This window comes from Corynebacterium sp. UBA2622 (genome assembly GCF_002339505.1).
Taxonomy (GTDB): Bacteria; Actinomycetota; Actinomycetes; order Mycobacteriales; family Mycobacteriaceae; genus Corynebacterium.
The window spans coordinates 268550-295464 of record NZ_DDJO01000009.1; the positions used below are offsets into that span (position 1 = coordinate 268550).

Annotated in this window: 27 protein-coding genes; 10 read left to right on the forward strand and 17 right to left on the reverse strand. The window is 67.7% G+C overall.

Annotated features, from left to right (window positions below):
- The first annotated feature begins 109 nt into the window (after nucleotides 1-109).
- Together B3611_RS03905 and B3611_RS03910 are read left to right on the forward strand one after the other, a co-directional pair.
- Nucleotides 110-1531 (forward strand): DUF349 domain-containing protein, encoded by a 1422-nt coding sequence (locus tag B3611_RS03905; protein ID WP_291313755.1) that lies wholly within the window; start codon nucleotides 110-112, stop codon nucleotides 1529-1531.
- Nucleotides 1532-2593 carry a GNAT family N-acetyltransferase gene (locus B3611_RS03910; protein WP_291313756.1) on the forward strand — a complete coding sequence of 354 codons (1062 nt, stop codon included), beginning with the start codon at nucleotides 1532-1534 and terminating at the stop codon, nucleotides 2591-2593.
- 7 nt (nucleotides 2594-2600) lie between these two features.
- On the opposite strand, the gene B3611_RS03915 is transcribed toward B3611_RS03910, so the two are convergent.
- Nucleotides 2601-3206: a TetR/AcrR family transcriptional regulator gene (locus B3611_RS03915; protein ID WP_291313757.1), complete on the reverse strand. Its 606-nt coding sequence runs from the start codon at nucleotides 3204-3206 to the stop codon at nucleotides 2601-2603.
- 88 nt (nucleotides 3207-3294) lie between these two features.
- On the opposite strand from B3611_RS03915, the gene B3611_RS03920 reads away from it, so the two are divergent.
- Complete coding sequence (locus B3611_RS03920) at nucleotides 3295-3990, forward strand: GAP family protein (RefSeq protein ID WP_291313758.1); 696 nt, start codon at nucleotides 3295-3297, stop codon at nucleotides 3988-3990.
- 18 nt (nucleotides 3991-4008) lie between these two features.
- On the opposite strand, the gene B3611_RS03925 is transcribed toward B3611_RS03920, so the two are convergent.
- Both B3611_RS03925 and miaB read right to left on the reverse strand, forming a co-directional pair.
- Nucleotides 4009-4656, reverse strand: coding sequence for a hypothetical protein (locus B3611_RS03925; RefSeq protein ID WP_291313759.1), 648 nt, complete (start codon nucleotides 4654-4656; stop codon nucleotides 4009-4011).
- Nucleotides 4657-4707: 51 nt separating this feature from the next.
- Entirely contained in the window at nucleotides 4708-6246 is a 1539-nt protein-coding gene (gene miaB, locus B3611_RS03930; protein WP_291313760.1) for a tRNA (N6-isopentenyl adenosine(37)-C2)-methylthiotransferase MiaB, read from the reverse strand.
- 286 nt (nucleotides 6247-6532) lie between these two features.
- Between miaB and gluA the strand changes: the two genes are divergently transcribed.
- From gluA to B3611_RS03950, 4 genes are all read left to right on the forward strand, one after another.
- On the forward strand, nucleotides 6533-7261 hold the full coding sequence (gene gluA, locus B3611_RS03935; RefSeq protein ID WP_291313761.1) for a glutamate ABC transporter ATP-binding protein GluA: 729 nt from the start codon (nucleotides 6533-6535) through the stop codon (nucleotides 7259-7261).
- A 57-nt stretch (nucleotides 7262-7318) separates the two neighbouring features.
- Nucleotides 7319-8191: a glutamate ABC transporter substrate-binding protein gene (locus B3611_RS03940; protein WP_291313762.1), complete on the forward strand. Its 873-nt coding sequence runs from the start codon at nucleotides 7319-7321 to the stop codon at nucleotides 8189-8191.
- A gap of 75 nt (nucleotides 8192-8266) precedes the next feature.
- Entirely contained in the window at nucleotides 8267-8953 is a 687-nt protein-coding gene (locus B3611_RS03945) for an amino acid ABC transporter permease (protein ID WP_291313763.1), read from the forward strand.
- Nucleotides 8953-9897, forward strand: a complete 945-nt coding sequence (locus B3611_RS03950; protein ID WP_291313764.1) for an amino acid ABC transporter permease — start codon at nucleotides 8953-8955, stop codon at nucleotides 9895-9897. The genes B3611_RS03945 and B3611_RS03950 overlap by 1 nt, the downstream gene beginning before the upstream one ends.
- A 94-nt stretch (nucleotides 9898-9991) precedes the next feature.
- Here the strand turns inward: B3611_RS03950 and recX are convergent, their stop codons facing one another.
- The 3 genes from recX to B3611_RS03965 form a co-directional block, all read right to left on the reverse strand.
- Nucleotides 9992-10594: a recombination regulator RecX gene (gene recX, locus B3611_RS03955; protein WP_291313765.1), complete on the reverse strand. Its 603-nt coding sequence runs from the start codon at nucleotides 10592-10594 to the stop codon at nucleotides 9992-9994.
- A 6-nt stretch (nucleotides 10595-10600) separates the two neighbouring features.
- The gene (gene recA, locus B3611_RS03960; RefSeq protein WP_291313766.1) at nucleotides 10601-11740 is read right to left on the reverse strand and encodes a recombinase RecA; all 1140 of its coding nucleotides are present in this window, start codon (nucleotides 11738-11740) and stop codon (nucleotides 10601-10603) included.
- 244 nt (nucleotides 11741-11984) lie between these two features.
- Nucleotides 11985-12200: a DUF3046 domain-containing protein gene (locus B3611_RS03965; RefSeq protein ID WP_291313767.1), complete on the reverse strand. Its 216-nt coding sequence runs from the start codon at nucleotides 12198-12200 to the stop codon at nucleotides 11985-11987.
- Nucleotides 12201-12289: 89 nt separating this feature from the next.
- On the opposite strand from B3611_RS03965, the gene B3611_RS03970 reads away from it, so the two are divergent.
- The 3 genes from B3611_RS03970 to B3611_RS03980 are packed head-to-tail and all read left to right on the forward strand — an operon-like array spanning nucleotide 12290 to nucleotide 14197.
- Nucleotides 12290-12889 carry a biotin transporter BioY gene (locus tag B3611_RS03970; RefSeq protein ID WP_291313768.1) on the forward strand — a complete coding sequence of 200 codons (600 nt, stop codon included), beginning with the start codon at nucleotides 12290-12292 and terminating at the stop codon, nucleotides 12887-12889.
- Between the two features lies 1 nt (nucleotide 12890).
- Entirely contained in the window at nucleotides 12891-13586 is a 696-nt protein-coding gene (locus tag B3611_RS03975; protein ID WP_291313769.1) for an energy-coupling factor ABC transporter ATP-binding protein, read from the forward strand.
- Nucleotides 13583-14197 carry an energy-coupling factor transporter transmembrane component T family protein gene (locus tag B3611_RS03980; protein ID WP_291313770.1) on the forward strand — a complete coding sequence of 205 codons (615 nt, stop codon included), beginning with the start codon at nucleotides 13583-13585 and terminating at the stop codon, nucleotides 14195-14197. The genes B3611_RS03975 and B3611_RS03980 overlap by 4 nt, the downstream gene beginning before the upstream one ends.
- Before the next feature lie 60 nt (nucleotides 14198-14257).
- Here B3611_RS03980 and B3611_RS03985 read toward each other — a convergent pair whose 3' ends face one another.
- The 11 genes from B3611_RS03985 to dapB form a co-directional block, all read right to left on the reverse strand.
- Nucleotides 14258-15106 (reverse strand): PspA/IM30 family protein, encoded by an 849-nt coding sequence (locus B3611_RS03985; RefSeq protein WP_291313771.1) that lies wholly within the window; start codon nucleotides 15104-15106, stop codon nucleotides 14258-14260.
- A gap of 63 nt (nucleotides 15107-15169) precedes the next feature.
- Nucleotides 15170-15622, reverse strand: a complete 453-nt coding sequence (locus tag B3611_RS03990) for a helix-turn-helix domain-containing protein (RefSeq protein ID WP_291313772.1) — start codon at nucleotides 15620-15622, stop codon at nucleotides 15170-15172.
- Nucleotides 15623-15630: 8 nt separating this feature from the next.
- Complete coding sequence (locus B3611_RS03995) at nucleotides 15631-16197, reverse strand: CinA family protein (RefSeq protein ID WP_291313773.1); 567 nt, start codon at nucleotides 16195-16197, stop codon at nucleotides 15631-15633.
- Nucleotides 16190-16771, reverse strand: coding sequence for a CDP-diacylglycerol--glycerol-3-phosphate 3-phosphatidyltransferase (gene pgsA / locus B3611_RS04000; RefSeq protein ID WP_291313774.1), 582 nt, complete (start codon nucleotides 16769-16771; stop codon nucleotides 16190-16192). The genes B3611_RS03995 and pgsA overlap by 8 nt, the downstream gene beginning before the upstream one ends.
- Before the next feature lie 30 nt (nucleotides 16772-16801).
- Nucleotides 16802-17986 carry a TerC family protein gene (locus tag B3611_RS04005; RefSeq protein WP_291313775.1) on the reverse strand — a complete coding sequence of 395 codons (1185 nt, stop codon included), beginning with the start codon at nucleotides 17984-17986 and terminating at the stop codon, nucleotides 16802-16804.
- Between the two features lie 212 nt (nucleotides 17987-18198).
- Nucleotides 18199-21384 (reverse strand): DNA translocase FtsK, encoded by a 3186-nt coding sequence (locus B3611_RS04010; protein WP_414646294.1) that lies wholly within the window; start codon nucleotides 21382-21384, stop codon nucleotides 18199-18201.
- Nucleotides 21385-21573: 189 nt separating this feature from the next.
- Nucleotides 21574-22206 carry a TIGR03085 family metal-binding protein gene (locus tag B3611_RS04015; RefSeq protein WP_291313777.1) on the reverse strand — a complete coding sequence of 211 codons (633 nt, stop codon included), beginning with the start codon at nucleotides 22204-22206 and terminating at the stop codon, nucleotides 21574-21576.
- A 61-nt stretch (nucleotides 22207-22267) separates the two neighbouring features.
- Nucleotides 22268-24403, reverse strand: coding sequence for a ribonuclease J (locus B3611_RS04020; RefSeq protein WP_291313778.1), 2136 nt, complete (start codon nucleotides 24401-24403; stop codon nucleotides 22268-22270).
- Between the two features lie 2 nt (nucleotides 24404-24405).
- Nucleotides 24406-25314 (reverse strand): 4-hydroxy-tetrahydrodipicolinate synthase, encoded by a 909-nt coding sequence (gene dapA, locus B3611_RS04025; protein WP_291313779.1) that lies wholly within the window; start codon nucleotides 25312-25314, stop codon nucleotides 24406-24408.
- Between the two features lie 57 nt (nucleotides 25315-25371).
- Nucleotides 25372-26124: an FAD-dependent thymidylate synthase gene (thyX, locus tag B3611_RS04030; RefSeq protein ID WP_291313780.1), complete on the reverse strand. Its 753-nt coding sequence runs from the start codon at nucleotides 26122-26124 to the stop codon at nucleotides 25372-25374.
- Between the two features lie 3 nt (nucleotides 26125-26127).
- The gene (gene dapB / locus B3611_RS04035) at nucleotides 26128-26874 is read right to left on the reverse strand and encodes a 4-hydroxy-tetrahydrodipicolinate reductase (RefSeq protein ID WP_291313781.1); all 747 of its coding nucleotides are present in this window, start codon (nucleotides 26872-26874) and stop codon (nucleotides 26128-26130) included.
- Nucleotides 26875-26915 lie beyond the last annotated feature (41 nt).

A 26915-nucleotide genomic window follows, 5' to 3' on the forward strand; every position in this document is an offset into this window, starting at 1 on the left:
CAGCACGCACCGGGGGCCGGTAGGATGTGGCCAACGCGCGGGCGCGGTCTCATGCCGCCCCGCGTCTGGCGGCCGTGACGCGCGGCACCGACGTGAAAGGAACGAGACCATGACTCAGCCCCCCACCCCCGGCCCCACCCCGGGCGGCGGCGACAAGCCCGCAGGGCAGAAGCCCTCGCCCGCCGTTCTGGCCAAGCGCACGCCAAAGCCGCGGCCCGGCACCGCCGGCGTGAACCCCGGCTCCGTGGATGAGCAGCTGGCCACGCCCTCACCCGTTCCCTCCCGTGGGCCCGTCACCGCCACCCCTGCACCCGCCACCGACCCCTCAGAGTTCGGCCGCGTCGCAGACGACGGCACCGTCTACGTCACCCGCGGTGGCGTGGAGCGGGTCATCGGGTCATGGCAGGCGGGCACCCCCGCGGAGGGCCTCGCCCACTACGGCCAGCGCTTCGACGACCTCGCCACCGAGGTCGGGCTGCTGGAGACGCGCCTGTCCGTCCACCCGGAAGATGCCTCCCAGCTGCGCACCCAGGCGCAGGGGATCAAGGACTCGCTGGACACCCAGGCCGTGATCGGCGATCTGGACGCGCTGGAAAAGCGCCTCGACGCGGTCATCGCCGCCTCCGAGGAAGCGGGGCAGCGGGCCAAGGAGGCGAAGGCGCAGCGCCGGGCGCGTGCAATCGCCCGGAAGGAGGAGCTCGCCGCCGAGGCGGAGAACCTGGCGGAGAACTCCACCGAGTGGAAGAAGGCCGGCGACCGGATCCGTGAGATCCTCGACGAGTGGCGCTCCATCCGCGGCATCGACCGCACCACCGACGACGCGCTGTGGAAGCGCTACTCCCGGGCCCGCGACGCCTTCAACCGCCGCCGCGGCTCCCACTTCGCGGAGCTGGACCGCAACCGCGCCGTCGCACGTAAGACCAAGGAGGAGCTTGTGCAGCGCGCCGTCGCCATGCAGGACTCCACCGACTGGAACGAAACCGCCCGGGCATACCGCGATCTGATGGCGGAGTGGAAGGCCGCCGGTCGCGCGCCCCGCGACGTCGACGACAAGCTGTGGGCCGAGTTCCGCGCCGCACAGGACCACTTCTTCGAGGCACGCAACGCGGTCAACGCCGAGCGCGACCGTGAATTCGAGGACAACGCCCGGGCCAAGGACGCGCTCATCGCCGAGTACGACTCCCTCATCGACCCCGGCAGGGGCCTGGGTGCCGCGAAGGCGAAGCTGCGCGAGCTGCAGGACAAGTGGGAGGAGATCGGCTTTGTCCCGCGCAGCAGGGTCCGCGAGTACGAGGACAAGATCGGTGCCATTGAGAAGCGCGTCGCGGATGCCGAGGATTCCCGGTGGCGGGCGTCCGATCCGGCCGCCCAGGCGAAGGTGAGCCAGTTCCAGGTCAAGGCCGATGACCTGACCCGCCAGGCCGAAGCCGCCGAAGCCGCCGGCCATACAGGTAAAGCCGCCGAGCTGCGGGCGCAGGCCGCTCAGTGGCAGGAGTTCGCCGACGTCGCGGCGAAGGCCGTGAACCGCTAGTTGCTCCGCCCGCTCATCGTCGGCCGCCGCGGCACCCCCGATTTCGAGGATGCCGTCGCGGCCTACGTTTTCTCCGCCACCCTCGCCATTCAGGACATCACGGGGCTCGCAACCTCCGGGGTGACCGCCTCGCACGTCGCCAAGCGGCTCGAAGGCTCCGCGGAGTCGCGCTCCATGCTCTTCGGCCTCTCCGCTCGGTCGGTTCCCCGGACCGTCGGGGAGCTGGGGTACCCGGTAATGACATCAGAGGACCTTCTCGACATCGAGGCCTGGGTGTTCGTCTCCCTCCCGCTCCTCGAGGACCTCCGCGTCACCGAAGCCCACATCACCCTCGATGCTTCCATCGCGCCCCTCCCGGGCGAGGACACACCCGCCGCCCCCTGGGAGGCCGCGCTTTCGCTTCTCGACGACCTCGCCGCCGCCCTCGTCAGACCCATCCGCCAGGTGTGGGTCACCACCGCGACGGGAGCTGACGCACCGGCCGCGCTGAGGCATCACGGGTATGCGCCGGCGTTCTCGGAGACGCAGGCCGTGTTCGATGTGCCGCGTTGCGAGGTTGCGTGCGACGTGGTCGATGACATGGCCTTTGCCGCATCAGACCTACCGTGCCTGCGGGACGTGCTCACATCGTCCTCGCGGAGCTACCCACGTGGCGGTCTCATCATGGATGAGGTGACGTGGGATGAGGCGCGTCTGCGCGATGCGGGGGCGCGCCTGCTCGACCGGGGAGGCAGCCAGGTGACCGCACTCGCGCGTGACAGGGGTGGGTGCGTGGTGGGCATTGCGGAGGTGGTGCACTACGACTCGGACGCTGCCAGCCTGTGCGAGGTTGGTCTGGTGTATGTGCTGCCCAGCGCACGGAAAATCGGTCTCGGGCGCACCGCGCTGTCCTCGGCGTTGGCCGCGGCACGTGCCCGGTGGCCGGAGGTGGAGACTGGTTATCTCTCCTACCCGTCGGGTGATCCCGCCGCGGAGGCGACCGCAGCGCGGTTGGGGGCGCGGCCGGTCTCGCAGACGACGGCGTGGCAGCTGCCCTGCACGGGTGATCCGGCCCGGCCGTAGTGTCCCGTTACTCGGCGAGAAGGCGGCCCAGGCCCGCGGCGAGATCACCCATGATCGCCGAGCGTGTGCCCTCTCCGGGCGGGGTGTTGAGGTAGTCTAGGGTGAGCCCGTTGACCAGAGCCGTGATCAGACGCGCCGTGCGGGCGACTGTGTCGTTGTGCTCCCCCGCCGGGCCGCCGCCCAGTGCGTGAATGAGACGATCCCGGAACATTTCCAGTTCGCGCTGGTACTGACCCGCCAACCCAGGCCGGGTCGATGCCGCGCCTCCGAGAATCACCCACAGGGCCGCATCCTCCCTCTGGATCTCACCGATCGGAAGCAATTCCGCGAGGGAGGCGCCCAAACGCTCCAGGGGATCAGTTCCAGGCGGCAGGGAGGTGGCGGAGACCCGCTCATGCTGCCTCCGCGTGGAGCGGAGAAGTGCCTTCTGCAGCAGCAGTTCCTTGGTGCCCATGAAGTACTGCACCGTGCCGGGGGCGACACCGGCCTCCTTCGCGACCCTGCGCACACTGGCGGCATCGAGCCCCTCATTGACAATGACGGTAATCGCGGAATCCGCGATCGCCTCCTCCTGGGGCGACATCGTACGGATCACCGTTCCCACGGATGCCATGGCTCCTCCAATTCTCTCGCGTTCACCGGCACGCCATACAACCGTATGATACCTTTCCATACGCTCGTATGAGAAAGGAGATAGGCCCGTGGACGTTCTGGGTCTCGCAGGGCTCGCACTGGTGGACAGCGTGAGCGCGGGAACACTGCTTATACCGGCGGTGCTGCTATTGTCCTGGCAGCGGATGCGGCTGGCGCACTATACCGCCTACCTGGCGACGATCACCGTGAGTTACTTCGCCATCGGCGTCGCCCTCATGTCCGGCATTCGCATCGCCGTCGATGGGGCCGGTGGGGCGGCCGTCACCTCCTCCCGGTCGTTTTGGTGGGTCTTGCTCGCCGCGGGCGTTTCCCTCATCGCACTGGGAATCCTCTCGCCCTCCCCGAAGAGGAGGGCCGCCGAAGACATCCTGGCGGCCCGGCAGCGCGGCGGTACCGCGTCGGCGGGAGGGCTCGGCGCCATGGTCGCGCTCGCGGCGGGAGCCGCGGTGGCGGAGGCCGCCACGATGCTTCCCTACCTCGCGGCCGTGGGAATCATCGAGACATTTGAGTCGGGCACGGCAGCCCGGCTGCTCGCGCTGTTCGCCTACTGCGTGGTCATGATCGCGCCCGCGAGTGTCCTCGGGGTCGCGGTCCAGCTCTCACGCGGCCGCGTGTTCAGGAGGGTGGCGGCGGTATTGCCGCGGCTTGAATACGAAACCAAGGTCACAGCCCTGTGGATCGCCGTCATCGTGGGTATCCACCTTGCCGTGCGCAGCGCATCCCACCTGGGTCTCATCGGGTAGCGCAGCTGGGGCGGGGTCCTAGCCCTCGTATTTCCGGTGCCTTTCGGCGGCGCGCGCCCGCCGGTCATCGACGAGCAGGGGGTTGCCCTCCCCCGTCCGCGCCTTCTGAGCCGCACTTTCCTGGGCCAGCGCGACGTCGTCACGCTTCTCCGCTCCCGCGCGACGGCGGGCGATCTCCTCCTGGGACCCGCTTCGGCCGAGCACCACCGGAATGTAGGCGAACACGGTGACGGCCACCGCCGCGATCGCGAGGTAGATTCCAGCGCCGTGGTGCAGCCCGACGTCGAAGCTCGAGCTGGTGCGGCGCAGCCAGATGGCCAGGATCGAGAGGATGAGCGCGAGCGTGGAGATCATCCAGGCGGGGGCGGCGACGACGAACCGTTTCGTCAACAGGACCAGCGGCGTCAGCAGGCCGACGCCGGCGAAGCTGAGCCACGCGAAGAGGTACTCCGTCACCTTCGTCTGGACGGCCCGCGAGCCCTCGGTGGCACCGATGATCTCCCACCCGCTGGTGGAACCGGCGAAGGGGAGGAACATTGCCGCGAGATAGACGAGCGCGCACCCGAGCAGCACCCAGTGGGCGGTGCCGAGCTCGATGCTTCTCGACGCATCCTTCTCCAGCTCAGCCAGGTCAATGGTTTCGTCGTTCGGCTGCCTGTCGGTCATGCCGCGCCTCCCCTGGGTTCAGTCCAACTTTTGATGGAATTAATTGTAGACCTACCCTCCGCAACAGGCGGAATCTGCGGCCGGAACCTCGTGGGTGTCAGCGGGTCGGCGGAGCGTCGGCAGGCCGAGGCCCACCCCAACCGGCGCTGTGGTGGGAACCGTTCCCGCTTCGGCGTTGTCACCCGCCCTGGTGCGGCGGTGGGAGTGCACACCGGAGTCCGCGATGAGGAAGTGCGGTTTGGCCTCGGTCACCGTAACGGTGACGATGTCGCCCGAGCGGATGGTGCCGTCCGTCGCACCCTCCGCCCGGAAATGCACTAGGCGCCCGTCACGGGCTCGCCCGGACATGCGGTTGGTGCGGTCGTTCTTGCGCCCTCCCCCGTCCTGGACCAGGAGCTCCTGGTCCGTTCCCACGAGCTTTGCGTTCTCCTCGGCGCTGATGCGCTCCTGGAGGGCGATGAGGCGCTCGAAACGCTCCTGCACGACGTCCTTGGGCACCTGCCTGTCCATCTCCGCGGCGGGGGTTCCGGGGCGCGGGGAGTACTGGAAGGTGAACGCGGAGGTGAAACGAGCCTTTTCCACGACATCGAGCGTGGCCTGGAAATCCTCCTCGGTCTCACCCGGAAATCCCACGATGATGTCGGTGGTGATGGCGGCGTGCGGAAGCTTCTCGCGGACCTCGTCGAGGATGGCGAGGAACTTCTTCGAGCGGTAGGACCGCCGCATCTCCTTGAGCACCCTGTCGGAACCCGACTGCAGAGGCATATGCAGCTGCGGGCACACGTTGGGGGTCTCGGCCATGGCGTCGATGACGTCCGAGGTGAATTCGGCCGGATGCGGGGAGGTGAAGCGCACGCGCTCGAGGCCCTCGATGTCGCCGCAGGCGCGCAGCAACTTGGAGAACGCGGAGCGGTCCCGCTCGAGGTCCTCATCGACGAAGTTCACGCCATAGGCGTTGACGTTCTGACCCAGGAGGGTCACCTCCGTGACACCCTGGTCCACCAGCGCCTGAACCTCGGCGAGAATGTCACCCGGGCGGCGGTCCTGTTCCTTCCCGCGGAGGCTCGGAACGATGCAGAACGTGCAGGTGTTGTTGCAGCCCACGGAGATGGAGACCCACCCCGCGTAGGAGGATTCCCGCTTCGCCGGCAACACCGAGGGGAAGGTCTCGAGCGCCTCCACGACCTCCACCTGCGCCTCGTCGTTCACGCGGGCGCGCTCAAGCAGGACAGGGAGGACAGCCATGTTGTGGGTGCCGAAGACAGCGTCGACCCAGGGTGCCTTCTCCACGACCCGGTCGCGGTCCTTCTGCGCCAGGCACCCGCCCACCGCGATCTGCATGCCAGGGTGGCCGTCCTTCGTGTTCTTGAGCTGGCCCAGGGTGCCGTAGAGGCGCTGGTCCGCGTTGTCGCGCACCGCACAGGTGTTGAACACCACCAGGTCCGGTTCCTCCCCCTCACCGGCTGCGGCGTACCCGGCCTCCTCCAGCAGGCCGCTGAGCCGCTCCGAGTCGTGGACGTTCATCTGGCAGCCGAAGGTGCGCACCTCGTAGGTGCGGGGGCTGTCCTGCGCGGTGGGTTGCTGTGTCACGGAGGGAAAGTCTATCGCCGCCCCGGGTGACGGCCTAAACGCGAAAGGAGGTGGCGGCGGGGGTCGTTCCGGAGGCCGGGGGGCGGGCGGGGGCGGGTCCTCGGCGGGGGCGGGCTCCGACCTGCCCGCAACCCGTCCCGGGTGTAGCCGAACGGGCGAGAAATACCCCCTATACGCCCGTCCATGCTGCAATTTTTGCAAACCTTATGAAATTAATTCACCAAAATGTGTATACGGTCACTGTTTCCGTGTAGAAGTTACATTCATGACACAGGCCCAAGGACCAATGATTCGCATCGAAGGCGTCGAAAAGTACTTCGGCGACTTCCACGCGCTGAAAAACATCAACCTTGACGTTCCCCGAGGCCAGGTTGTCGTCGTCCTCGGTCCTTCCGGCTCCGGTAAGTCCACCCTGTGTCGCACGATCAACCGCCTCGAGACCATCGACAAGGGAACCATCGAGATCGACGGCAAGCGCCTCCCCGAGGAGGGCAGGGAGCTGGCGAAGCTGCGCGCCGATGTCGGCATGGTGTTCCAGCAGTTCAACCTCTTTCCCCACCTCACCATCCGCGACAACGTGACCCTCGGGCCCATGAAAGTGCGCAAGGCGGGCAAGGAAGCCGCCACCAAGCGCGCGAACGAGCTCCTCGACCGCGTCGGCATCGGCAACCAGGCGGACAAGTACCCCGCCCAGCTCTCCGGCGGCCAGCAGCAGCGCGTGGCGATCGCCCGCGCGCTCGCCATGGACCCGAAGGTCATGCTTTTCGACGAGCCGACCTCCGCCCTCGACCCCGAGATGGTGGGCGAAGTGCTCGACGTCATGGCCGAGCTCGCCCGCTCCGGCATGACGATGGTCGTGGTCACACACGAGATGGGCTTCGCCCGCAAGGTGGCGGACCGCATCCTCTTCATGGCCGACGGCGAGATTGTCGAGGACACCGACCCGGAGAGCTTCTTCGCCAACCCCGCGTCCAGCCGCGCCCGGGACTTCCTGGGCAAGATCCTCCCCCACTGACACTGACACCCGGGACCGAAAACTTCACCCCCTTCACCCCAACCAAGGAGAAAAACCATGAACCGCATCCTGCGCTCCCTCGCCGCCGCGGCCGTCGCCACCCTGACCGCCACCACCCTCGCCGCCTGCGGTGGCGGTGACAGCGGCTCCTCCAACCAGGGCCTGCTCTCCCAGATCGAGTCCGGCAAGGTCACCCTGGGCACCAAGTACGACCAGCCGGGCCTCGGCCTGCGCGAGGGCGACGGCTCCATGAAGGGTCTCGACGTCGACGTGCTGACCTACGTGGTCAACTCCATCGCCGACGACAAGGGGTGGAAGCACCCGGAGATCACCTGGCGCGAGACCCCCTCCGCCCAGCGCGAGACGCTAATCCAGAACGGCGAGGTCGCCGCCATCGGCGCGACCTACTCCATCAACAAGTCCCGCGCAGAGGCCGTCAGCTTCGGCGGCCCCTACCTGCTGACCCACCAGGGCCTGCTCGTTCGCTCCGGCGAGAGCAACATCAAGGGCCTGAACGACCTTGACGGCCGCATCCTCTGCTCCGTCACCGGCTCCACCCCGGCGCAGAAGGTCAAGGACGCGCTTCCGGGCGTGCAGCTGCAGGAGTACGACACCTACTCCTCCTGCGTCGAGGCCCTGCGCAACGGCAACGTTGACGCGCTGACCACCGACGCCACCATCCTCGGCGGCTACTCCGCCCAGTCCCCGGGTGACTTCAACGTCCTTGAGCTGGAAAAGGACGGCCAGCCCTTCACCAACGAGCACTACGGCATCGGCGTGAAGAAGGACGACAACGACGCCGTCGGCGCCGTGAATAAGGCCCTCGAATCGATGTACTCCGACGGCTCGTTCCAGAAGTTCGTCGACGGCAACCTCCAGGGCGGCGTGGGCGTGTCCCAGGACAAGCCGGGCGACCTGTCCTTCCTCTAAGGACTCCGCCACCCCACCAGGGTCCGGGCACTGCCCGGGCCCCCTTCATGACCTAACCGCAAGGAGATTCACGCGATGGACGCCTTATGGGCCGACCTCCTCCCCAAACTGTGGCCCGCCTTCTCCACCACGATCAAGCTGACGGTCTACGCCGCGCTCGGTTCCATGCTCTTCGGCACCCTCCTCACCGCCATGCGCGTGTCTCCCGTGGGCATCCTGCGGGGCTTGTCGACGTTCTACATCGAGACGGTCCGCAACACACCCCTGACGCTGGTGGTCCTGTTCTGCTCCTTCGGCCTGTACCAGAACCTGGGCCTCCAGCTCGCCAGCCGCGACTCCCACACGTTCATCGCTGACCAGAACTTCCGTCTCGCGGTCCTGGGGTTCATCCTCTACACGTCCTGCTTCGTCGCGGAGTCCCTGCGAAGCGGCATCAACACGGTCCACTTCGGACAGGCGGAGGCGGCCCGCTCCCTCGGGCTGAGCTTCGGGCAGTTGTTCTCCCTGATCATCTTCCCGCAGGCCCTGCGCGCCGCGATCGTTCCGCTGGGCAACACCCTCATCGCGCTGACGAAGAACACCACGGTCGCCTCCGTCATCGGTGTCGCCGAGGCCTCGCTGCTGATGAAGTCCACCATCGAGTTCCACGCCAGCCAGCTCTTCGTCATCTTCGGCGTGTTCGCTCTCGGTTTCATGATCCTCACCCTGCCGATGGGCCTGTTCCTCGGCTGGCTCTCCAACCGACTGGCGGTGAAGCGATAATGTCCGTCCGCGCAACTGTTCTCTACGATGCCCCGGGCCCCAGGGCCATCCGGCGCAACCGCATCTACACGGCGATCACGCTCGTGGTCATCGCCCTGGTCGGCTGGTGGGTGATCAGCCGGCTCGCCGACAACGGCCAGCTCACCGCCGCCAAGTGGCAGCCGTTCACCAATCCGCACACGTGGCAGACCTACATCCTGCCCGGCCTGTGGGGCACCCTGAAGGCGGCCCTGCTCAGCATCCTCTTCGCCCTCGTCTTCGGAGTGGTCTTCGGCCTCGGGCGCCTCGCCGAGACTCGCCCCGTGCGGTGGCTCTGCGCGATCATCATCGAGTTCTTCCGCGCCATCCCGGTGCTGATGCTGATGATCTTCCTCTACCAGCTCTTCGCGGTGTTCAAGGTTGTCCCGCCCAAGGGTCTGGCGTTCTGGGCCGTGGTCCTGGCCCTGACCCTGTACAACGGTTCCGTGGTGGCCGAGATCCTGCGCGCCGGGATCCACTCTCTGCCGCGCGGCCAGACCGAGGCCGCCCAGGCACTCGGATTGACTCACCGACAGACCCTCTGGCGGATCCTCCTGCCCCAGTCCGTGGCAGCCATGCTTCCCGCGCTCATCGCGCAGGTCGTCATCGCCCTCAAGGATTCCGCCCTGGGTTACCAGATCGGATACGTGGAAGTTGTCCGCTCCGGCACGCAGGTGGCCTCGGCGAACAAGAACTACATCCCCTCGCTGATTGTCGTGGCGCTGATCATGATCCTGATCAACTTCACGCTCACGCGCCTCGCCACGCGCGTGGAAGCGCAGCTTCGTGCCGGCCGGGCGCGCCGCAACCCCTTCGCCAAGGTTCCCGAAGCCGCGCACCAGGGCCTCGACACGAAGGACAACGCCACCCTGGACTGGCACTCGCAGAGCTACGTCAAGATCGACAACCCGGAGGAGAAGCTCTGACGCGGTGAGCCCTGAACCGGGTGTCACCCCGGGGAGCGGGCAGCGGAAAGCCCCGGAAGACCCCTTATTCCGGGGCTTTGCCCGTGCCGGGTCCTTACGTCAGCTCTTCCAGCTCCGCGATGCGGGCATCGAGGATCTCCCGTCCGAGTCTCATGCTCATCCCCGAGCTATAGCCGCGGCGCGCCATGACCCCGATGATCCTCCGCAGGTGGGCGTCGTACTCCCCCCGGTCCCCGGGAGGGTGCTTCACGCCACGCGCCTTTTTCTCCGCGACGGCGCGGGCGGCCGCCTCCTCGTCCTCGTCGGTTATCTGCTCCAGTGCCCGCGCCCTCGCGGCTGAGGCCACTCCCTTTTGCTGGAGCTCGCGGTCCAGCGCCATTGCCGACTTCCCCCGGCGGGCCGCCCGCTGCCGCACCCACTCCCGGGCGAAGGCTTCGTCGTCGACCAGCCCCGAGCGTTCGAGAGCATCGACGACGCGGTCGACGAGCGCCTCCTCGAACTCCGCGCGAATCAACCGGTCGCGCAGTTCCTTGCGTGAGCGTGCCCGCTGATCAAGAAGACCCAGGGCCCGTTTACGCACCGGCTCGAGGGCCTCCTCCTCCGCGCGGTCGAAAAGGCTCCCGGCGGCCTCCCCGGCCTCGTAGGCGGCGAGGGCAGCCTGGAGCCTCCCGAGCTTTTCCGGGTCGGGGGTGGGCACGCCCGCCTACTCCGCGCCCCCGGCGACGAGATCGTCTTCGTCCTCGTCGTCGAAGTCGATGTTGGGGACCATGTCCACCGGATCGTCGGTCAGGTCGTCGGAGGCCGCCGCGGTGTGCGCGTACGCGCCGACGCCGAGCTTCTGGAAGATCTCGTCCTCGATCTTGTCGGCGAGCTCAGGGTTCTCCTTGAGGAAGAGCCGGGCCTTTTCCTTGCCCTGCCCGAGCTGGTCGCCCTCGTAGGTGAACCAGGATCCGGACTTCTTCACCAGGCCGTTATCAACGCCCATGTCGATGATAGAGGACTCCCGGGAGATGCCCTCGCCGTACATGATGTCGAACTCGGCGATCTTGAACGGCGGCGAGACCTTGTTCTTCACCACCTTGAGCCTGGTGCGGTTGCCGATGGAATCCTGGCCGTCCTTGAGGGTCTGGATGCGACGCACGTCGCAGCGCACGGAGGCGTAGAACTTGAGGGCCTTGCCGCCCGTGGTGGTCTCGGGCGAGCCGAACATCACGCCGATCTTCTCGCGGAGCTGGTTGATGAAGATCGCGGTGGTGCCGGAGTTGTAGAGCGCCCCGGTCATCTTGCGCAGGGCCTGGGACATCAGTCGGGCCTGCAGGCCCACGTGGGAATCGCCCATCTCACCCTCGATCTCGGCCTTTGGCGTCAGGGCCGCCACGGAGTCGATGACGAGGATGTCGATGGCACCGGAGCGCACGAGCATGTCCGCGATTTCGAGGGCCTGCTCGCCGGTGTCCGGCTGGGACACGAGGAGGTTGTCGGTATCGACGCCGAGCTTGCGCGCGTAGTCCGGGTCGAGGGCGTGCTCGGCGTCGATGAACGCCGCGATGCCGCCGGCGCGCTGGGCCGACGCGATGGCGTGGAGCGCGACGGTCGTCTTGCCGGATGACTCGGGGCCGTAAATCTCCACGACCCGCCCCTTGGGCCAGCCGCCGATGCCCAGGGCAACATCGATCGCGGTGTTGCCCGAGGAAATCGACTGGATCGGCGGGCGGTTCTCGTCGCCCAGGCGCATGATCGCGCCCTTGCCGAAGTCCTTCTCGATCATCGCGAGAGCGGCATCGAGGGCGTTCTGCCTGTCCGCACCCGTCGATGCGGCGGCGGTCTTCTTCTTGGTAGCCATCGTCAGTGTTTCATCCTTCGCTATCAGTTTTCTGCCGGCGGGGGCGTCGGCCGTGCTCTTGACGGAGCGGCACGCCGCCGTCCCCGGTTATGCCTCCGGGTAGTTAGACCCCCTGGCGGGGCGGGTGGTTCCCACCGGGGAGCCCGGCCCCTCCACCGGGACTGGGGTTTAAGTTATACGGCCCTCACGTCACTGGACCCATCGTACACGAATACGTGTTCGAACGCGGCGGCGCGCCCCGATCTCACCACCCGGGCCGGTCCACGCCCAGGCGGCGCTCCGGGGGAACGTCGAAGGCCTCACACAGGGCCTCCCATGCCCAACGCGGATCGATTCCCTTTTCGATCATCTCCTCAGCGGTCGCCCCGTATTCGGGCAACACCTGCGAATCGACCACCCAGCGCGCTTTTCCGGGTCCGAATTCATCCTCCACCAGCTGGTGAAACTCCGTTAGACGCATGCGGCCAATATACGCGTCAACCCGCACCCGACGGGAAAGCACCGACCGGGTTGCGCGCCCCTGAACACCGTTCAAGTATGGTGTCCGCCATGACTACAACCACCACTTCCCGCTCTGCGTCGACACGCACCGCGGACCTGGCGTACATCGCCGTCTTCGCGGCTCTCATCATCGTCCTCGGCTTCGTGGCCGTGCCCGTCGGGGTTGCGGGCGTGCCCATCCTCCTCCAGAACACGGCGGTAATCCTCGCCGCGCTCGTCCTCGGGCCCCGGCGCGGGTTCTACGCCACCGCCCTGTTCCTCATCATCGGCCTTTTTCTCCCCGTGCTCGCCGGCGGGCGAACGACCATCTTCGCGTTGGGCAGCCCGACGGTGGGCTACCTCCTCAGCTACCTGGTCGCGGCGCCCGTGGCGGGGCTGGTCGCCACCCGGGCCGTCGGCAAGCCCAGGGGCGGCAAGGCCGCGGTTTTCCTCCTCGCGGGCTACCTCGGGCTGGCTATCCAGTACCTCGGTGGCACCATCGGCATGATGGTCCGCACCCAGCTCGACACCGCCGGCGCGCTCAAGGCTCAGCTGCCGTTCATTCCAACCGACGCGATCGAGATGGCGGTGATGGTCGCCATCGCCGTCGGTGTCCACTCCGCCTTCCCCCAGCTTCTCCGCGGCGAAGCGACAAAGGGTGCGCGCTAGGGTGCCGGTCATCTCGTTTGAGGGCGCGGCCGTGTCCTACGACGGTGAGGAGGTCCTGCGCCCCGTCACCCTCGAGCTCAGCGAGCGCCGCATCGGCATCATCGGCTCCAACGGGTCCGGCAAGTCGACGCTCGTGCGCCTGATCAACGGCCTCATCGAACCCACGGCGGGGCGCATGCTTTACGACGGCCTCGACCCCGCGTCGCAGGGAAAGTACGTGCGCCGGCGGGTTGGCTTCGTCTTCTCCGATGCCGAAACCCAGATCGTCATGCCCCTGGTGGCCGACGATGTCGCCTTCTCCCTCCGCCGCTTCAGGCTGCCCCGCGCCGAGGTCCGGACCCGCGTGGAGACGATGCTCACCCGCTACGGCCTCGCGGACAAAGCCGACAACTCGCCGCACACCCTCTCGGGTGGTGAGAAGCAGCTCCTCGCGCTGGCAGCCGTGGCAGTCATCGAGCCGGACACGATCATCGCGGACGAGCCGACAACGCTGCTCGACCTCCGCAACCGCCGACGCATCATCCGGGAGCTGGCGGCCCTCGACCAGCAGGTCATCGTGGTCACCCACGACCTCGACATGCTGCGCGGCTTCGACCGGGTGCTCTGCCTCGACAACGGCTCCCTCGTGTACGACGGCACCGCGGAGGGCGCGATCGAGCACTACCTCCGCCTCATGGACGGGGAGCCGGAACCGTGATCCGCGATGTCCCCCTCGGTCTCTACATTCCCGGTGCCACCCCCGTGCACCGGGCACCGCCGGCGCTGAAGTTGGTGGTGGTCCTCGTCTTCATCGCCGCGGTGACAATTCTCCCCCGCCAACCGTGGCACGCGGCCGTGGCTCTGGCGGTGGTCGTGGCGCTGTACCTGCTGGCTCGGGTGCCGGTGGGGGCGGCGGCACGGCAGTTCGCCCCGGTACTTCCGCTGATAGTCGTCCTCGGCCTCTACCTGTGGTGGCAGAACGGGGCGTCGCGGGCCCTCACCGCGTCCCTCGGGCTCGTGGCCACCCTGGCGGCGGCAAACCTCCTCACCCTCACCACTACCGTCGAGGAGCTGCTCGGGGCGCTGGAGCGCAGCATGGCCCCGCTCTCGCGCCTGGGCGTGCCCGTGGAGACCGTCAGCCTCGCCATTGCGCTGACCCTGCGCCTCATTCCACTCATGTTTGCCACTGTGGGTGAGGTTCTCGATGCCCGCAAGGCCCGTGGCGCGGGTTTCTCCCTCGCGGCCTTCGGCACCCCGGTGGTCATCCGGTCGGTGAAGCGCGCGCAGTCGGTCGGCGAGGCCCTGATGGCGCGCGGAGCCGGGGACTGACTCCCCGCAGCGGGCATGAAAAAGCGCCCGGGTCCCCACCCGGGCGCCTCGGAATAACGGCTACTCGCCGCGCAGCTCGCGCATGCGCTGGGCGACGGCATCGTCGGAGACGGGCGCGCCCATCTGATCAGCGCTGACGCCCCCGTTGTTCGCCCCGCCCTTCTCGATGGCCGGCTTCTCCCCCGAGGACAGCTCGCCCGCCATCTCGGCGCGCATCTGCTCCAGGCGCCCGTGTCCGGCCATCTGGATGCTGGCCTGCTCCACCTCGGCCATGCGGCCCTGGATGGTGTTCTGGGCGAGCTCCGCCTGGCCGAGGGCGTTGGCGTAACGACGCTCAATCTTCTCCCGCACCTGGTCCAGGTTCGGCGAACCGGAGGTCAAGGCGTTCATCGACTGCATGGTCTCGGAGACCTTCTCCTGCATCTTCGCCTGCTCGAGCTGGGAGAGCAGCTTGGAGCGCTCCGCAACCTGCTGCTGAAGGTGCGCGGCGTTGCGCTCGACGGCCTGCTTCGCCTGGGCGGCCTGCTGCAGGGCCTGGTCGTGCATGCTCTTCGTGTCCTCGATGGACTGCTCGGCGGTGACGAGCTGGGCGGCGAAGGCCTCGGCGGCGTTCTCGTATTCCTGGGCCTTGGCGGTGTCCCCCTCGGCACGGGCCTTGTCGGACAGCTGGAGCGCCTGGCGGGTGTTCGCCTGAAGCTTCTCCACCTCCTCGAGGCGGCGGTTGAGCTGCATCTCCAGCTGGCGCTGGTTGCCGATCACCGCGGCGGCCTGCTGTGACAGGGCCTGGTGCTGACGCTGGGCCTCGCTGATGGCCTGTTCGATCTGGATCTTCGGATCGGCGTTCTCCTCGATCTTGTTGTCGAAGAGCGCCATCAGGTAGTTCCAGAACTTGGAAAACGGGTTAGCCATTGTGGGGTGAGACCTTTCGTGAAGTGCTTTGGGCTGGTAACTGCCTGACCATCGTAGTAAATCTCAGGCTTCGGCGACGGAGGGTGCGGTCTGCTCCAGCTCGTCGGTGATGGAGTGGAGCGACAGGTTAGACACCGCATCGAAGAGCACCTCCGCCACCGTCGTGTCCAGCGCCTCGCAGATGGACTGCAGCAGCTCGGAGGAGACCTCCTTGCGGCCGCGCTCCAGCTCGGAGAGGTACCCGGAGGACACCCGCGCCTGGGAGGCGAGGTTGCGCAGGGTGACACCCTTGTCCGCACGGTAGGCGCGCAGTGACATGCCGAGTGCTTCCCGCAGCAGCGGTTCGCGGCGGGAGTCGTGCTCCGCACCGTGGCACCCCACTCCGGGGCCCGGCGCGCCGTGGCGCGGAGGATGGGGCGCATCCAGCGTGCGGACGTGGCCCGCCACCCGCTCGCGCAGGTGCGGATGTGCGACCGAAGCGGTGGGGTTGTCGAGGAGAAGAGTTGTCGTTGCCATCACGTAGCTCAACGATCCCGCGCCGGTTTTTGTTCCCGCACGCCGGTCAGCGCCCCCGACAGGGCGGCCGCGACGGCGGAGTGGCGGATCTGCGCCCGATCGCCGGCCAGCACGCGCACGGGTTCGGCCGCACCGTGAAGCACCGCGAAGCGGCCCAGGGCGGGTTCCACGAGCTCGGCGGCGGGCGAGGAAGCCGTCCACAACGGCCCGGCCAAGCCGACCCACACCTCCCCCACCTGGTGGCCGTCCTGGGGTGTCGGGCCGGCTACGCCCGTGATGGCGACGGCCCAGTCCGCGCCGCACGCCCTGCGCGCGCCGCGGGCCATCTCCCTCGCCGTCACGGGGGATACGGGCCCGTGCTGATCCAGCACCGCCTCCGGGACGTGCGCAAGGGAGGCCTTGAGCTCGGTGGCGTAGGTGATCAAACCCCCGCGCAGGACATCGGAGGCCCCGGGAATGTCGGCGAGGGTGGCGGAGGCCAGGCCGGCGGTGAGGGATTCGCAGAAGCAGATGGTCTGGTCTTGCTGGCGGAGGGCGTCGATAAGCGCGCGCGCGAGCTCGTGCGTGTCAGGCATTGGCCTTCCTTGCGTCGAGGAGGTACTGGATTCCGGTGACCACGGTGACGGCGGCGGCGAGGATCATGACGACAAGCGACGGCACGTCCATCCATGAGGGAAGCGGGCAGAGGTAGAGCGCGACGCCGAGGGCCTGAAGGACGGTCTTGAGCTTCCCGCCCCTCGACGCCGGGACCACCCTGCCCCGGCGAAGCATCCACATGCGCCAGACGGTGATGCCGAGCTCGCGGACAACGATGACCACGGTGATCCACACCGGGAGGGTGGAAGCGATGTTCAGCGTGATCAGCGCCGTGATCATGAGCGCCTTGTCGGCGATGGGGTCGGCAATCTTGCCGAAGTCGGTAACCAGCCCCCGCGCCCGGGCGATGTCGCCGTCAAGTTTGTCCGTGACCATCAGGACCGCGAACAGGCCGAAGGCCCACCACCACTGCTGCGCCAGCACGAGCCACGCCAGGACGGGCACGAAGAGGATGCGCAGCGAGGTCAGAACGTTCGGGAGGTTCCAGTTCGACGGTTTTGCCGCGGGTGTCGCTGCCGGTGTCGGTGTACTCACCTTTCCTACAGTACCCATCCGCGGGCCACCCGAGACCCCTGCGCCGTATTAGGCGCGCGGGCCGTCCGGCTCCCCGCGCGAGACCGTGAGGCGGTCCACGGAGTCGGATCCGTCGGCGGTGTGGTCGCCCTTCCCGGAGGTCGCCGGGTCGTCGATCCACTCGATATGCCGGCCCTTGTTGTCCACCTTGCGGCGGTTGCCGTGGTCGTCGTAGTCGATGTGCCACTGCGGCCCGCCGGTCTCGCGGCGCCCGGCGGCGATGTCGATGCGGTCCTTGATCAGAGAGGCGATCACCGTCAGGGCCAGCACCCCCACGATCACGCCGAGGGAGAGAATCGTGCCCACCTCCGGCACCGCGACGTGCCCACCCCCGTTGACGAAGGGCAGCTTGTTCTCGTGCAGCGCATGCAGCAGAAGCTTCACGCCGATGAAGCCGAGGATCACACCCAGGCCGTAGGGGAGGTAAACGATCCGATCCAGAAGGCCCGAGAGCAGGAAGAACATCTGGCGCAGGCCCATGAGCGCGAAGGCGTTCGCCGTGAAGACGATGAAGGCCTCGGAGGTGATGCCGTAGATCGCAGGGATGGAGTCGAAGGCGAACATCACGTCGATGAAACCGATCGCCAACAGTGCCACCAGCAACGGCGTGGCCGCGCGCCTGCCGCCCCGCGTGCGTGAGACGAGCCGGTCACCGTGGTAGGACGCTGTCACGGGAACGACCTTGCGCAGGGCCTTAACGATGGCCATGTCGTTCGGGTCCGACTCCGGCTGATCCGTCGCCTCGTCCCAGACGAGCTTCACCGCGGTGTAGATGAGGAAGGCCGCGAAGAGGTAGAACACGTCCGACCACGCCTGGATCAGGGCGGCCCCGAGGAGGATGAACACCAGGCGGCAGAGCAGCGCGATGATGATGCCCAGCAGAAGCACCTTCTGCTGGTACTTCCTCGGGATCTTGAACGAGCCCATGATGAGCGCGAACACGAACAGGTTGTCCACCGACAGGGCCAGCTCCGTGATGTAGCCGGTGAAGTACTGCACCCCGTGCTCGCCGTCCCACAGCCACCAGATCACCCCGCCACACGCGGCGGACATGGCCATGTAGAAGACCGTCCAGAAGCCGGCTTCCTTGAGCGTGGGCTCGTGGGCCTGGCGGACGTGGGTGGAGAAGTCGAAGATGAAGAAGGCGAGGACGACGGCTCCGGTTGCGAGCCAGATCCACACGGGAACATCCATGATGGGTTTTACCTCCGGTCAAAGGGGATATGAACATGACCGGAGGTCTCCCCCACCTCCCTGCCGGGAGGCCGCCCGGACCGGGTCGCTCACGCGCATCCGTGCTGACGATCCAGGGCGTTGACGGGGTACTCCCCTCCAATTCCTGTGCCAGCCTACAGCACCGCCGCCCGGGGACGGAACCCTGCGGGCGGTGGCGGGTGGTGATCCCCCTAGAACGCCCCGCCGGTCGGGTTGTAGGAGGCCTTGACCACGCGCGCGTCCCCCGTCTCCGCGCCGGAGTCCCCCGGGGCGCCACCGAGGTCGTCGTCAAGCGCGTCCTTGGGTGCCTCCGCGGGGTCAGCGCCCTTGATCATCCACACGATGGTTTCGAGCTCGTCCGGCTTGACCAGCACCTCGCGGGCCTTCGAGCCCTCGGAGGGGCCGACAACACCGCGCGACTCCATGAGGTCCATGAGGCGGCCCGCCTTGGCGAAGCCGATGCGCAGCTTGCGCTGCAGCATTGAGGTGGATCCGAGCTGTGAGGTGACCACGAGCTCGACGGCCTCAAGGAGGTCGTCCATGTCCTTGCCGATGTCGTCGTCGATGACCTTGGACTCGGCGGCCTTGTCCTCGGTGACACCCTCGATGTAATCCGGCTCGTCCTGCGACTTCGCCGCTTCCACGACGGCCTGGATCTCCTCGTCGGTGACGAAGGCGCCCTGGAGGCGCTGCGGCTTGCCCGCCCCCTGAGGGATAAACAGGCCGTCGCCCATGCCGATCAGCTTCTCCGCACCAGCCTGGTCGAGGATGACGCGGGAGTCCGTGAGGGAGGACGTTGCGAAGGCGAGACGCGAGGGCACGTTCGTCTTGATCAGGCCCGTGACCACGTCCACGGACGGGCGCTGGGTGGCGAGCACGAGGTGGATGCCGGCCGCACGCGCCTTCTGCGTGATGCGCACGATCGACTCCTCAATCTCCTTCGGCGCCGTCATCATCAGGTCGGCGAGCTCGTCGACCACGCAGACGATGAACGGGTACGGGCGCATCTCGCGCTCGGAGCCGGGGGGTGCCTGAAGCTCGCCGGAGCGCACCTTCCGGTTGAAGTCCTTGATGTGGCGCACGCGCGCGGAGCGCATGTCCATGTAGCGCTGCTCCATCTCCTCCACCAGCCATTGCAGGGCGGCGGTCGCCTTCTTCGGCTGGGTGATGATCGGCGTGATTAGGTGCGGAATGCCCTCGTAGGGGGTGAGCTCCACCATCTTCGGGTCGATGAGGATGAGGCGCACCTCCTGCGGTGTCGCGCGGGTGAGCAGCGAGACGAGCAGGGAGTTGACGAAGGCCGACTTACCGGAGCCGGTGGAACCCGCGACGAGGAGGTGAGGCATCTTCTGCACGCTGGAGGCGATGAAGTCACCCTCGATGTCCTTGCCCAGGCCGATGAGCATCGGGTCGTGGTCCGCGGCGACCTTGGGAGCGTCCAGGACGTCGCGCAGGCGCACCATCTCGCGGTCCATATTGGGCACCTCGATACCCACGGCGGACTTGCCGGGGATCGGGGTGAGCAGGCGGACGTTGTCCGTCGCCGCGGCATAGGCGAGGTTGGACTGGAGGTTGGTGATCTTGGAGACCTTCACGCCGGGGCCGAGCTCGACCTCGTAGCGCGTCACTGTCGGCCCGCGCGAGAAACCTGTCACCTGGGCGTTGACCTTGAACTCCTCGAAGACGTCGGTGATCGCCTCGATCATGCGGTCGTTGGCCTCGGTGCGCGTCTTCGGGGCGGTCCCGGCGACCAGAAGGTCGGTGGACGGCACCTGGTAATTCGACTCCTCATCCACGCGGCGGGCGGGGGCGGGTGCCGGCGCGGCCGTCTCCAGCTCCGACTTCGGCGTCGACGCCGGGATGGCCGCCGCGTCGATTCCGCTGCGCGCGACGATCGCGTCCCGCATCGACTTCCGGGACTGGCTCACCGCGTCCGCACGCGCTTCACGACGCCCGGAGGGGCGCTCCAGGACGCGTGTTCCCGTGTCCTCCGGGTCGGTGCCGGGCTCGGGGTCGGAGCCAGCTTGGTGCCCGGCGTGGTATTCCGAATCGTCCTCGCTGGCTCTTTCCGCCTCCCGGGCGGCGGTGACAACGGCGGTGCTGCCCCCGTCGGATGTGTCGCCACCGTGGTCCCCCGGGCGTTCCGGCGCACCCGTGTCGGTTCCCTCGTCCGCCTCGGCGGCGTAGTCGAAGAGGCTGCTGCCCCTCCCCCGGCCCCGGTCGAGAACCCGGGTGCCTTCTTCGGTGCCCTCATCGGCGGGGTAGTTGTCCATCGGAGTGCGGCGCTGCGGGTGCTCGGTCCGGCGCTCCAGCCCGCGGTGGCGCGGACGGGGGGCGGGCGCGATTCGAGAGCCCGGCGCCCGGCGCTCACGGGGAACGACGGTGGTCGCGGCGTCGCCGTCCAAACCGCCGTAGAGGTCGTCGGTGAGGTTGTCGGCGCGCCGCCGCGCCCCGCCGGTGGCGCCCCCCTCGGCATCGAAGTCATCGTCCGCGTCCGGGTCGGGGGTGTCACGCGATTCGAGCATCGTCGTGACGGTTGCCTTCAGGTAGTCGTACGCCTCGCGGACCGTGATGCCCGTTGTCTTTAGTGCACCGTAGACGATGATCAGGGCGAGCAACGGCACCGCGACGTAGGAAGAGAACCCGGCCGCGAGACTCCCGCCCAGGAGCGCACCGATGGCTCCGCCAGCGGTCTTGCGCGACACCCAGTCGGCGGGGTTGCCCGCCAGCACGTGCACGAGACCGAGCATGGCGACCACAATGATGCCGATGCCCAGGGAAACCCGGGCCCGCACGGCGGGATCGTGGCGCACATCGAGCATAAGCGCGACCGCCGCCGCCACGAGGGCGACGGGGAGGATGAGCGCACCCGCCCCAATGAGCCAGTGCGCGCCCTCCGCGATGACCCGCCCGATCGGACCGGCGATGTTCAACCAGACGGAGGCGCCGATTACCGCGGCCAAACCGATGATCAGCAGGCCCCAGAGGTCTGCGCGGGCATCCGGCCCATTCTGACCCCCGTCCCGCGCGGCGCGGCGGAAGCGGAACGGCCCCGCCGAACCCCCGGTGTCACGCTCATCTTTTTCGTGTCTCGTTGCCCTGTCCCTCCTACGGCCTTCCGGGCCGGCCGCGTCACCCTCATCGTCGAAATCCTCGAAGAAGTCATCGAGCCCGTCGCTGTCGGACCCGCGGGCGCGGTCGGCTGCGGGACGGCGCCCGCCAAGCAGCGTTCCGATCGATCGCATGCCACGCGATGCACCGTGGGCGGCGCCGCGCACCGCAGAGCCCAGCGAGCTGCCCACCACGCGGTAGGCGGAACCCACGCGTTCGTCGGTGGTCTCCGCCGCGACCATCGTTGATGTCGGTGGATGCGTCATCGACGACGGACCACCGTGCCAGGTCGCGGTCGAACGGCTGTTCCGTTCCCGGCTGCGGGGGCCGGAAGGCGGGCGCCCGGAACTGCGGTGGGCGGAATTTTTGACAGACATGGTTGCAACACTAGTACCTAGCGCCCCTTGTTCCACACCCGCCACACCGGGCCCGCTGGCCGACTTTCGCGGCGAAGTCTAGATTCCGAGCTTGACCGTAACCTGTTCCACCAATGCGTCGTCGCCCTCGACCCGCACGTCGGCGGCGCTTCGGCCGCTGAGCCACAGCAGCAGTTCCCCGGGTTCCCCAAACACCCGGATAACGTTGTCCCCGCGCTCCGCGACACCGTGGCGCTCCCCGAGCGTCAGCGGCGGCAGGGACGGAGGGGTGACGATAACAGGAACCGGGGATTTCCTCAGGGACGCGGTGCCGAAAATCTTCGCCGCCTTGTACAGCTTGCCGTTGACGGCGGCGCTGAAATCGCGCGGGCGGGACACGCCGTCCCCGCGGCGCACGTCCTCGTGGTGGATGAAGTTTTCCGCGGTGTTGACGGACTGGTCGATTGGCCGCATCGGCAGCGGCGGCCCCGCCGCCCACTCGCGCACCACGTCCTCATAGGGGCGCTCCATCTGGCGCCGCGTCTCCTTCTCCAGCACTCCCCCGAGGGGGGCGAGGAACATACCCGGGGTCGCCAGGGGGCGATTCTCCCGGATGTAGAGGTGGACGGCCAGGTGGTGGGTGTTCCACCCCTCGCACAGCGTCGGGGCGTCGGGGCCGACGTCGAGAAGCAGGGTGCCGAGGGACCGGCGTTCGGTGCTCGCAAAAGTCATGGGCCCCAGCATAGCGCCGGGGCCCACCTGCCTGCCGCCGAAAAGGGGCGGCTGGCGCGGGTTACAGGGACTCGCGGGCGGCCTCGATGTCCTCGTCGTCCACGGGCGCAGAGTCGGCGGCCATCGGCACGACGGTCGGGAGGATGACCGGCTCGCGCTTGTACTTCTGCTCGATCGCGCGAGAGACCTTGCGGCGCAGCTGCTGCACCATGCGGTACGGGTCGTTCTCACCCTCCGCGGCGAGATCGCCCATGACGGATTCGACGCCCTCGATGACCTTCTTGTTGAAATCGCGGTCGTCCTCCGAGAAGCCGGTGGTGGACACGCGCGGGATCTCGAGGAGGCGGCCGGTGCGGTCGTCGATCACGCAGGTGATCGAAACGACGCCGCCGGAGGCAAGGCTGGTCCTGTCCGCCAGCACGTCGGGATCGACGTCGCCCATCGTTTCACCGTCGACGTAGAGCTGGCCCACCTGATACTGGCCGACCACGTTGATCCGGCCGTCGACCATATCCACGACCACGCCGTTCTGTGCCAGTGCGACGTTCTCCGGCTTCACACCGGTGGAGATAGCCAGCTGCTTGTTCGCGCGCATGTGGCGCCACTCGCCGTGCACCGGCATCGCGTTCTTCGGGCGGGCGGCGTTGTAGAGGAAGAGCAGCTCCCCCGCGTAACCGTGCCCGGAGGCGTGGACGTTAGCGTCGGAGTTGGTGACCACCTCCGCGCCGATCTGCGCGAGGTTGTTGATCACCGCGAAAACCGCCTCCTCATTGCCCGGGATGAGCGAGGAGGAAAGGATGATCAGGTCCCCGTCACGGACGGTGATCTGGCGGTGCTCGCGACGCGACATCCTGGACAGCGCCGCCATCGGCTCACCCTGGGTGCCGGTGGTGATGAGCATGACCTTGTGCGGTGCCATCTTCGCGGCCTCCTCGATGGGCACGATGGTGCCCTTCGGGGCCTTGAGAAGGCTCATCTTCTCCGCGATCTCCATGTTGCGGATCATGGAACGGCCGTTGAAGGAGACCTTGCGGCCGGTGGCCACCGCGGCGTTGACCGCCATCTGCACGCGGGAGACGTTGGACGCGAAGGAGGAGATGATCACACGCTGCTTCGCGCGGGTGACCAGGCGAATGAGGGTCTCCTCGATGCCCGCCTCGGAGTTGGAGATGCCGGGGACGGTGGCGTTGGTGGAGTCGCACATGAAGAGGTCCACGCCCTCGTCGCCGAAGCGGGACAGCGCGGGCAGGTCCGTGGGCTTGCCGTCGTAGGGGGTCTGGTCGACCTTCACGTCACCGGTCATGACAACGTGGCCGGCACCCGTCTTGATGGAAACGCCCAGGCACTCCGGAATGGAGTGGTTGACATGCCAGAAGCGGACCCGGAAGGGACCGACGCTGACCTCGGACTCGGGGTTAACCTCGTGCAGCTTCGGACGCTGGCGGTGCTCCTGCGTCTTGGCCGCGATGAGGGCGTTGGTGAAGCGCGAGGAATAGATGGGGATGTCCGGGCGAAGCTTGAGCAGCCACGGGATCGCGCCGATGTGGTCCTCGTGACCGTGCGTGACCACGAGCGCCTCCACCTTGTCCAGGCGGTTCTCGATCGGACCGAAGTCGGGCAGGACGAGGTCGACGCCCGGCTCCCCCGAGTTCGGGAAGAGCACGCCGCAATCGACGATGAGGAGGCGGCCGTTGTACTCGAAGACCGTCATGTTGCGGCCGATCTCGGAGATCCCGCCGAGCGCGTAGATGCGCAGGCCGTTGTTGGGGGCCTTGGGCGGCGCGGGGAGGCGCTTGGTCAGGTCGGCACCCTGCATCGATTTCATGGGGTTGCGGCGGTTGTTGCCGCCGCCGTTTCCACCATTCCCGCCGTTTCCGGCGTTCCCACCGTTGCCCCCGCGGCCGCGGCCGCGACGGCCGCGCGAGCGGTTGCCGCCTCCGTCATTGTCACCGGAGCCGTTGCCGCCGCGACGGCGCTGGCGCTGGCCGGAGTTGCTTCCGGTGTCGCCGCCGTTGTCACGGCTGGAATCCTGCCGGGAACCACTCTCAGAGCCGGACTTGTTTTCGCGCGGGGAATCGTCGCGGACGGGCTGCTCGGGGGCGCGGTCAGGGGCCTGGAACACGGGCTGCTGATCGGAGGGCTCGGGCGGGCCGGCCTTGCGTGTTACCTTGCGTGTCCGGTTACGGGGTTCATTCATACTTAGAGGACTCCAGCTTTCTTCATGTCTACGCAGAGGTTCCCAACCTGCTCCGGTGTCGCGGGTGCGACCGGGAGGCGGGGATCCCCCACGTCAATGCCCTGCAGGCGCAGGGCTGCTTTTGCAAATGTCGCACCACCGAGAAGTGCCTGCTGTCGGGCCAGCACGTCGATGGTGGTGGCGTTGATTTCCCGCACGCGGGCGAGGTCGCCTTCCTCGAAGCTTGTAATCATCTCGCGCAGGAGGCGCGGCGCGGCATGGCCGACCACCGAAATAACTCCGGTGGCGCCGAGGGAGAGCCACGGCACGTTGAGCGGATCGTCGCCAGAATACCAGGCCAGTCCAGTCTCGCGCATCAGGGGGGCCGCCTGGAAGAAGTTTCCCTTCGCGTCCTTCAGGGCCATGATGGTGGGGATGTCGGCGAGCTCGCGGATCGTCTCCTCCTCCAGTGGGATGCCGGAGCGTCCCGGGATGTCATAGAGGCAGATCGGCAGGTCCGTGGCGGCCGCGACCGCGTTGTAGTGCGCCACGAGCCCGGCCTGGGAGGGCTTGGAGTAATAGGGGGTGACCACGAGCAGGGCATCCGCACCGGCCTCCTTCGACGCGACCGCCATGTCCACCGTGCTGCGGGTATTGTTCGTCCCCGCCCCGGCGATGATGACGGCCCTGTCCCCCAGCTCGTCGCGCACAGCCTTCAGCAGAGCGATCTTCTCGCCGGGGGTGGTGGTCGGTGACTCGCCGGTCGTCCCGGCGAGCACCAGGGAATCGACCCCGTTTTCCACAAGGTGGGCAGCCAACTTCCGCCCCGCGTCCAGATCGAGTTCGCCGTTCGCGTCGAACGGGGTGACCATGGCGACGGAAACGGTGCCGAAGATTTCCGCACCGGTGTTAGCTTTCAGTGATGTGCCCATGGGCAACCAGATTACCCGGAACGGGTGGCGGCCGTGCCACCACCGCGCCGGGCCCGCCTACTGGATGTAAGGGCTCGTGGCCATTCGGGTTCCGTCTGCCAGGGTGCTGATCAGGAAGTCATCGAATAGCGCCGGTGCCGTTCCCCTGAGCAACTCGAGGCAGGTAACGGCGAGGGTGCGGATCTCCACGTCGGCGTGTTCCGAGGCCCGCGCGGCAATAAACTCGCGCCACGTGCGGTAATTGCCCGTGACCACGAAGCGCGTTTCCGTGGCGTTCGGCAGGATCGCGCGCGCGGCCTGGCGCGCCTTCTTGCTGCGCAGGAGGGAATTCTGCTCCCCCGTGCGGTCCTCCTCGAGGGCGTGGAGCAGCTCGGCGTAGGCGAAGCGGGCTTCATCCACGGCGCGGAGGAACAGTGAGTGCAGCTCGGGGTCCGCGGCGATCGCGGGCGGAACCACAACCTGGCTGTCATCGGTGTGGACGTAACGCTGACTCAGCTGGGAGAAGGAGAAGTGGCGGTGCCGGAGCAGCTCGTTGCCGGCGGCACGCGAAAGACCCGTGATGTAGACGGTGGCGGTCGCGTGCTCAAGCAGGGCGTCGTGGCCCACATCCACGATGTGGTGCAGGTACGCCTCGTTGGACGCGGTATGCGGGTTGGGCCTGTTGAACGTCTCGTAGCAGGCCCGCCCGGCGAACTCGACGAGGGATTCCGCATCCGTCGCACCCGGGTCGGGCACCCAGTCAACTCCGGCGGGCGGAGTAAGCCGGGATGCGGCGATGAGCTGGACGCGCAGGGCTGATTCAGCCGCCATCAGCTACAGCCCCAGGTACTTGTCCAGGCCGACGGTCAGTCCCTGGTGGTCCGCCACCTGACGCACGCCGGTGAGTACACCGGGAACGAAGGATTCCCGGCCGTAGGAGTCCTGGCGGATGGTCAGCGACTGATCGGTCGTCCCGAAGATGACCTCCTCGTGGGCGACCATCCCGGTCATGCGCACCGCGTGGACCTTCACACCGTCCACGTCCGTGCCCCGGGCGCCGTCGAGGCTCTGCTCCGTGGCGTCGGGCATCGAGCCCATACCCGCCGCGCACCGCGCCTCGGCGATCCCCTGGGCCGTCTTCACCGCGGTGCCCGAGGGTGCGTCCAGCTTGTTCGGGTGGTGGAACTCCACCACCTCGGCCGATTCGAAGTACGGGGCAGCCTGACGCGCGAAGGCCATCGTGAGGACCGCCGAGATCGCGAAGTTGGGGGCGATGAGCACACCGACGTTCTCGTTGTTCTCCAGCCAGGCGCGCACCTTCTCGTAGCGCTCGTCATCGAAGCCGGTGGTGCCCACCACGCAGTGGATGCCGTGGTTGATGCAGAACTCCAGGTTGTCCATTACCGCTCCGGGGGTGGTGAAGTCCACCACCACCTCCGCGGAGTTCTTCGTCAGATCGGCGAGGGAATCACCGTGGTCGATTTCGGCGACGAGCTCGAGGTCTCCGGCCGACTTGATCCCCTCCACAACCGCCGAGCCGACGCGCCCGCGTGCTCCCAGAACTCCAACCTTGATCGCCACAGGGGTCTCCTTCTCCTCAGCCCCCGGCCGGTGCCGGGGCT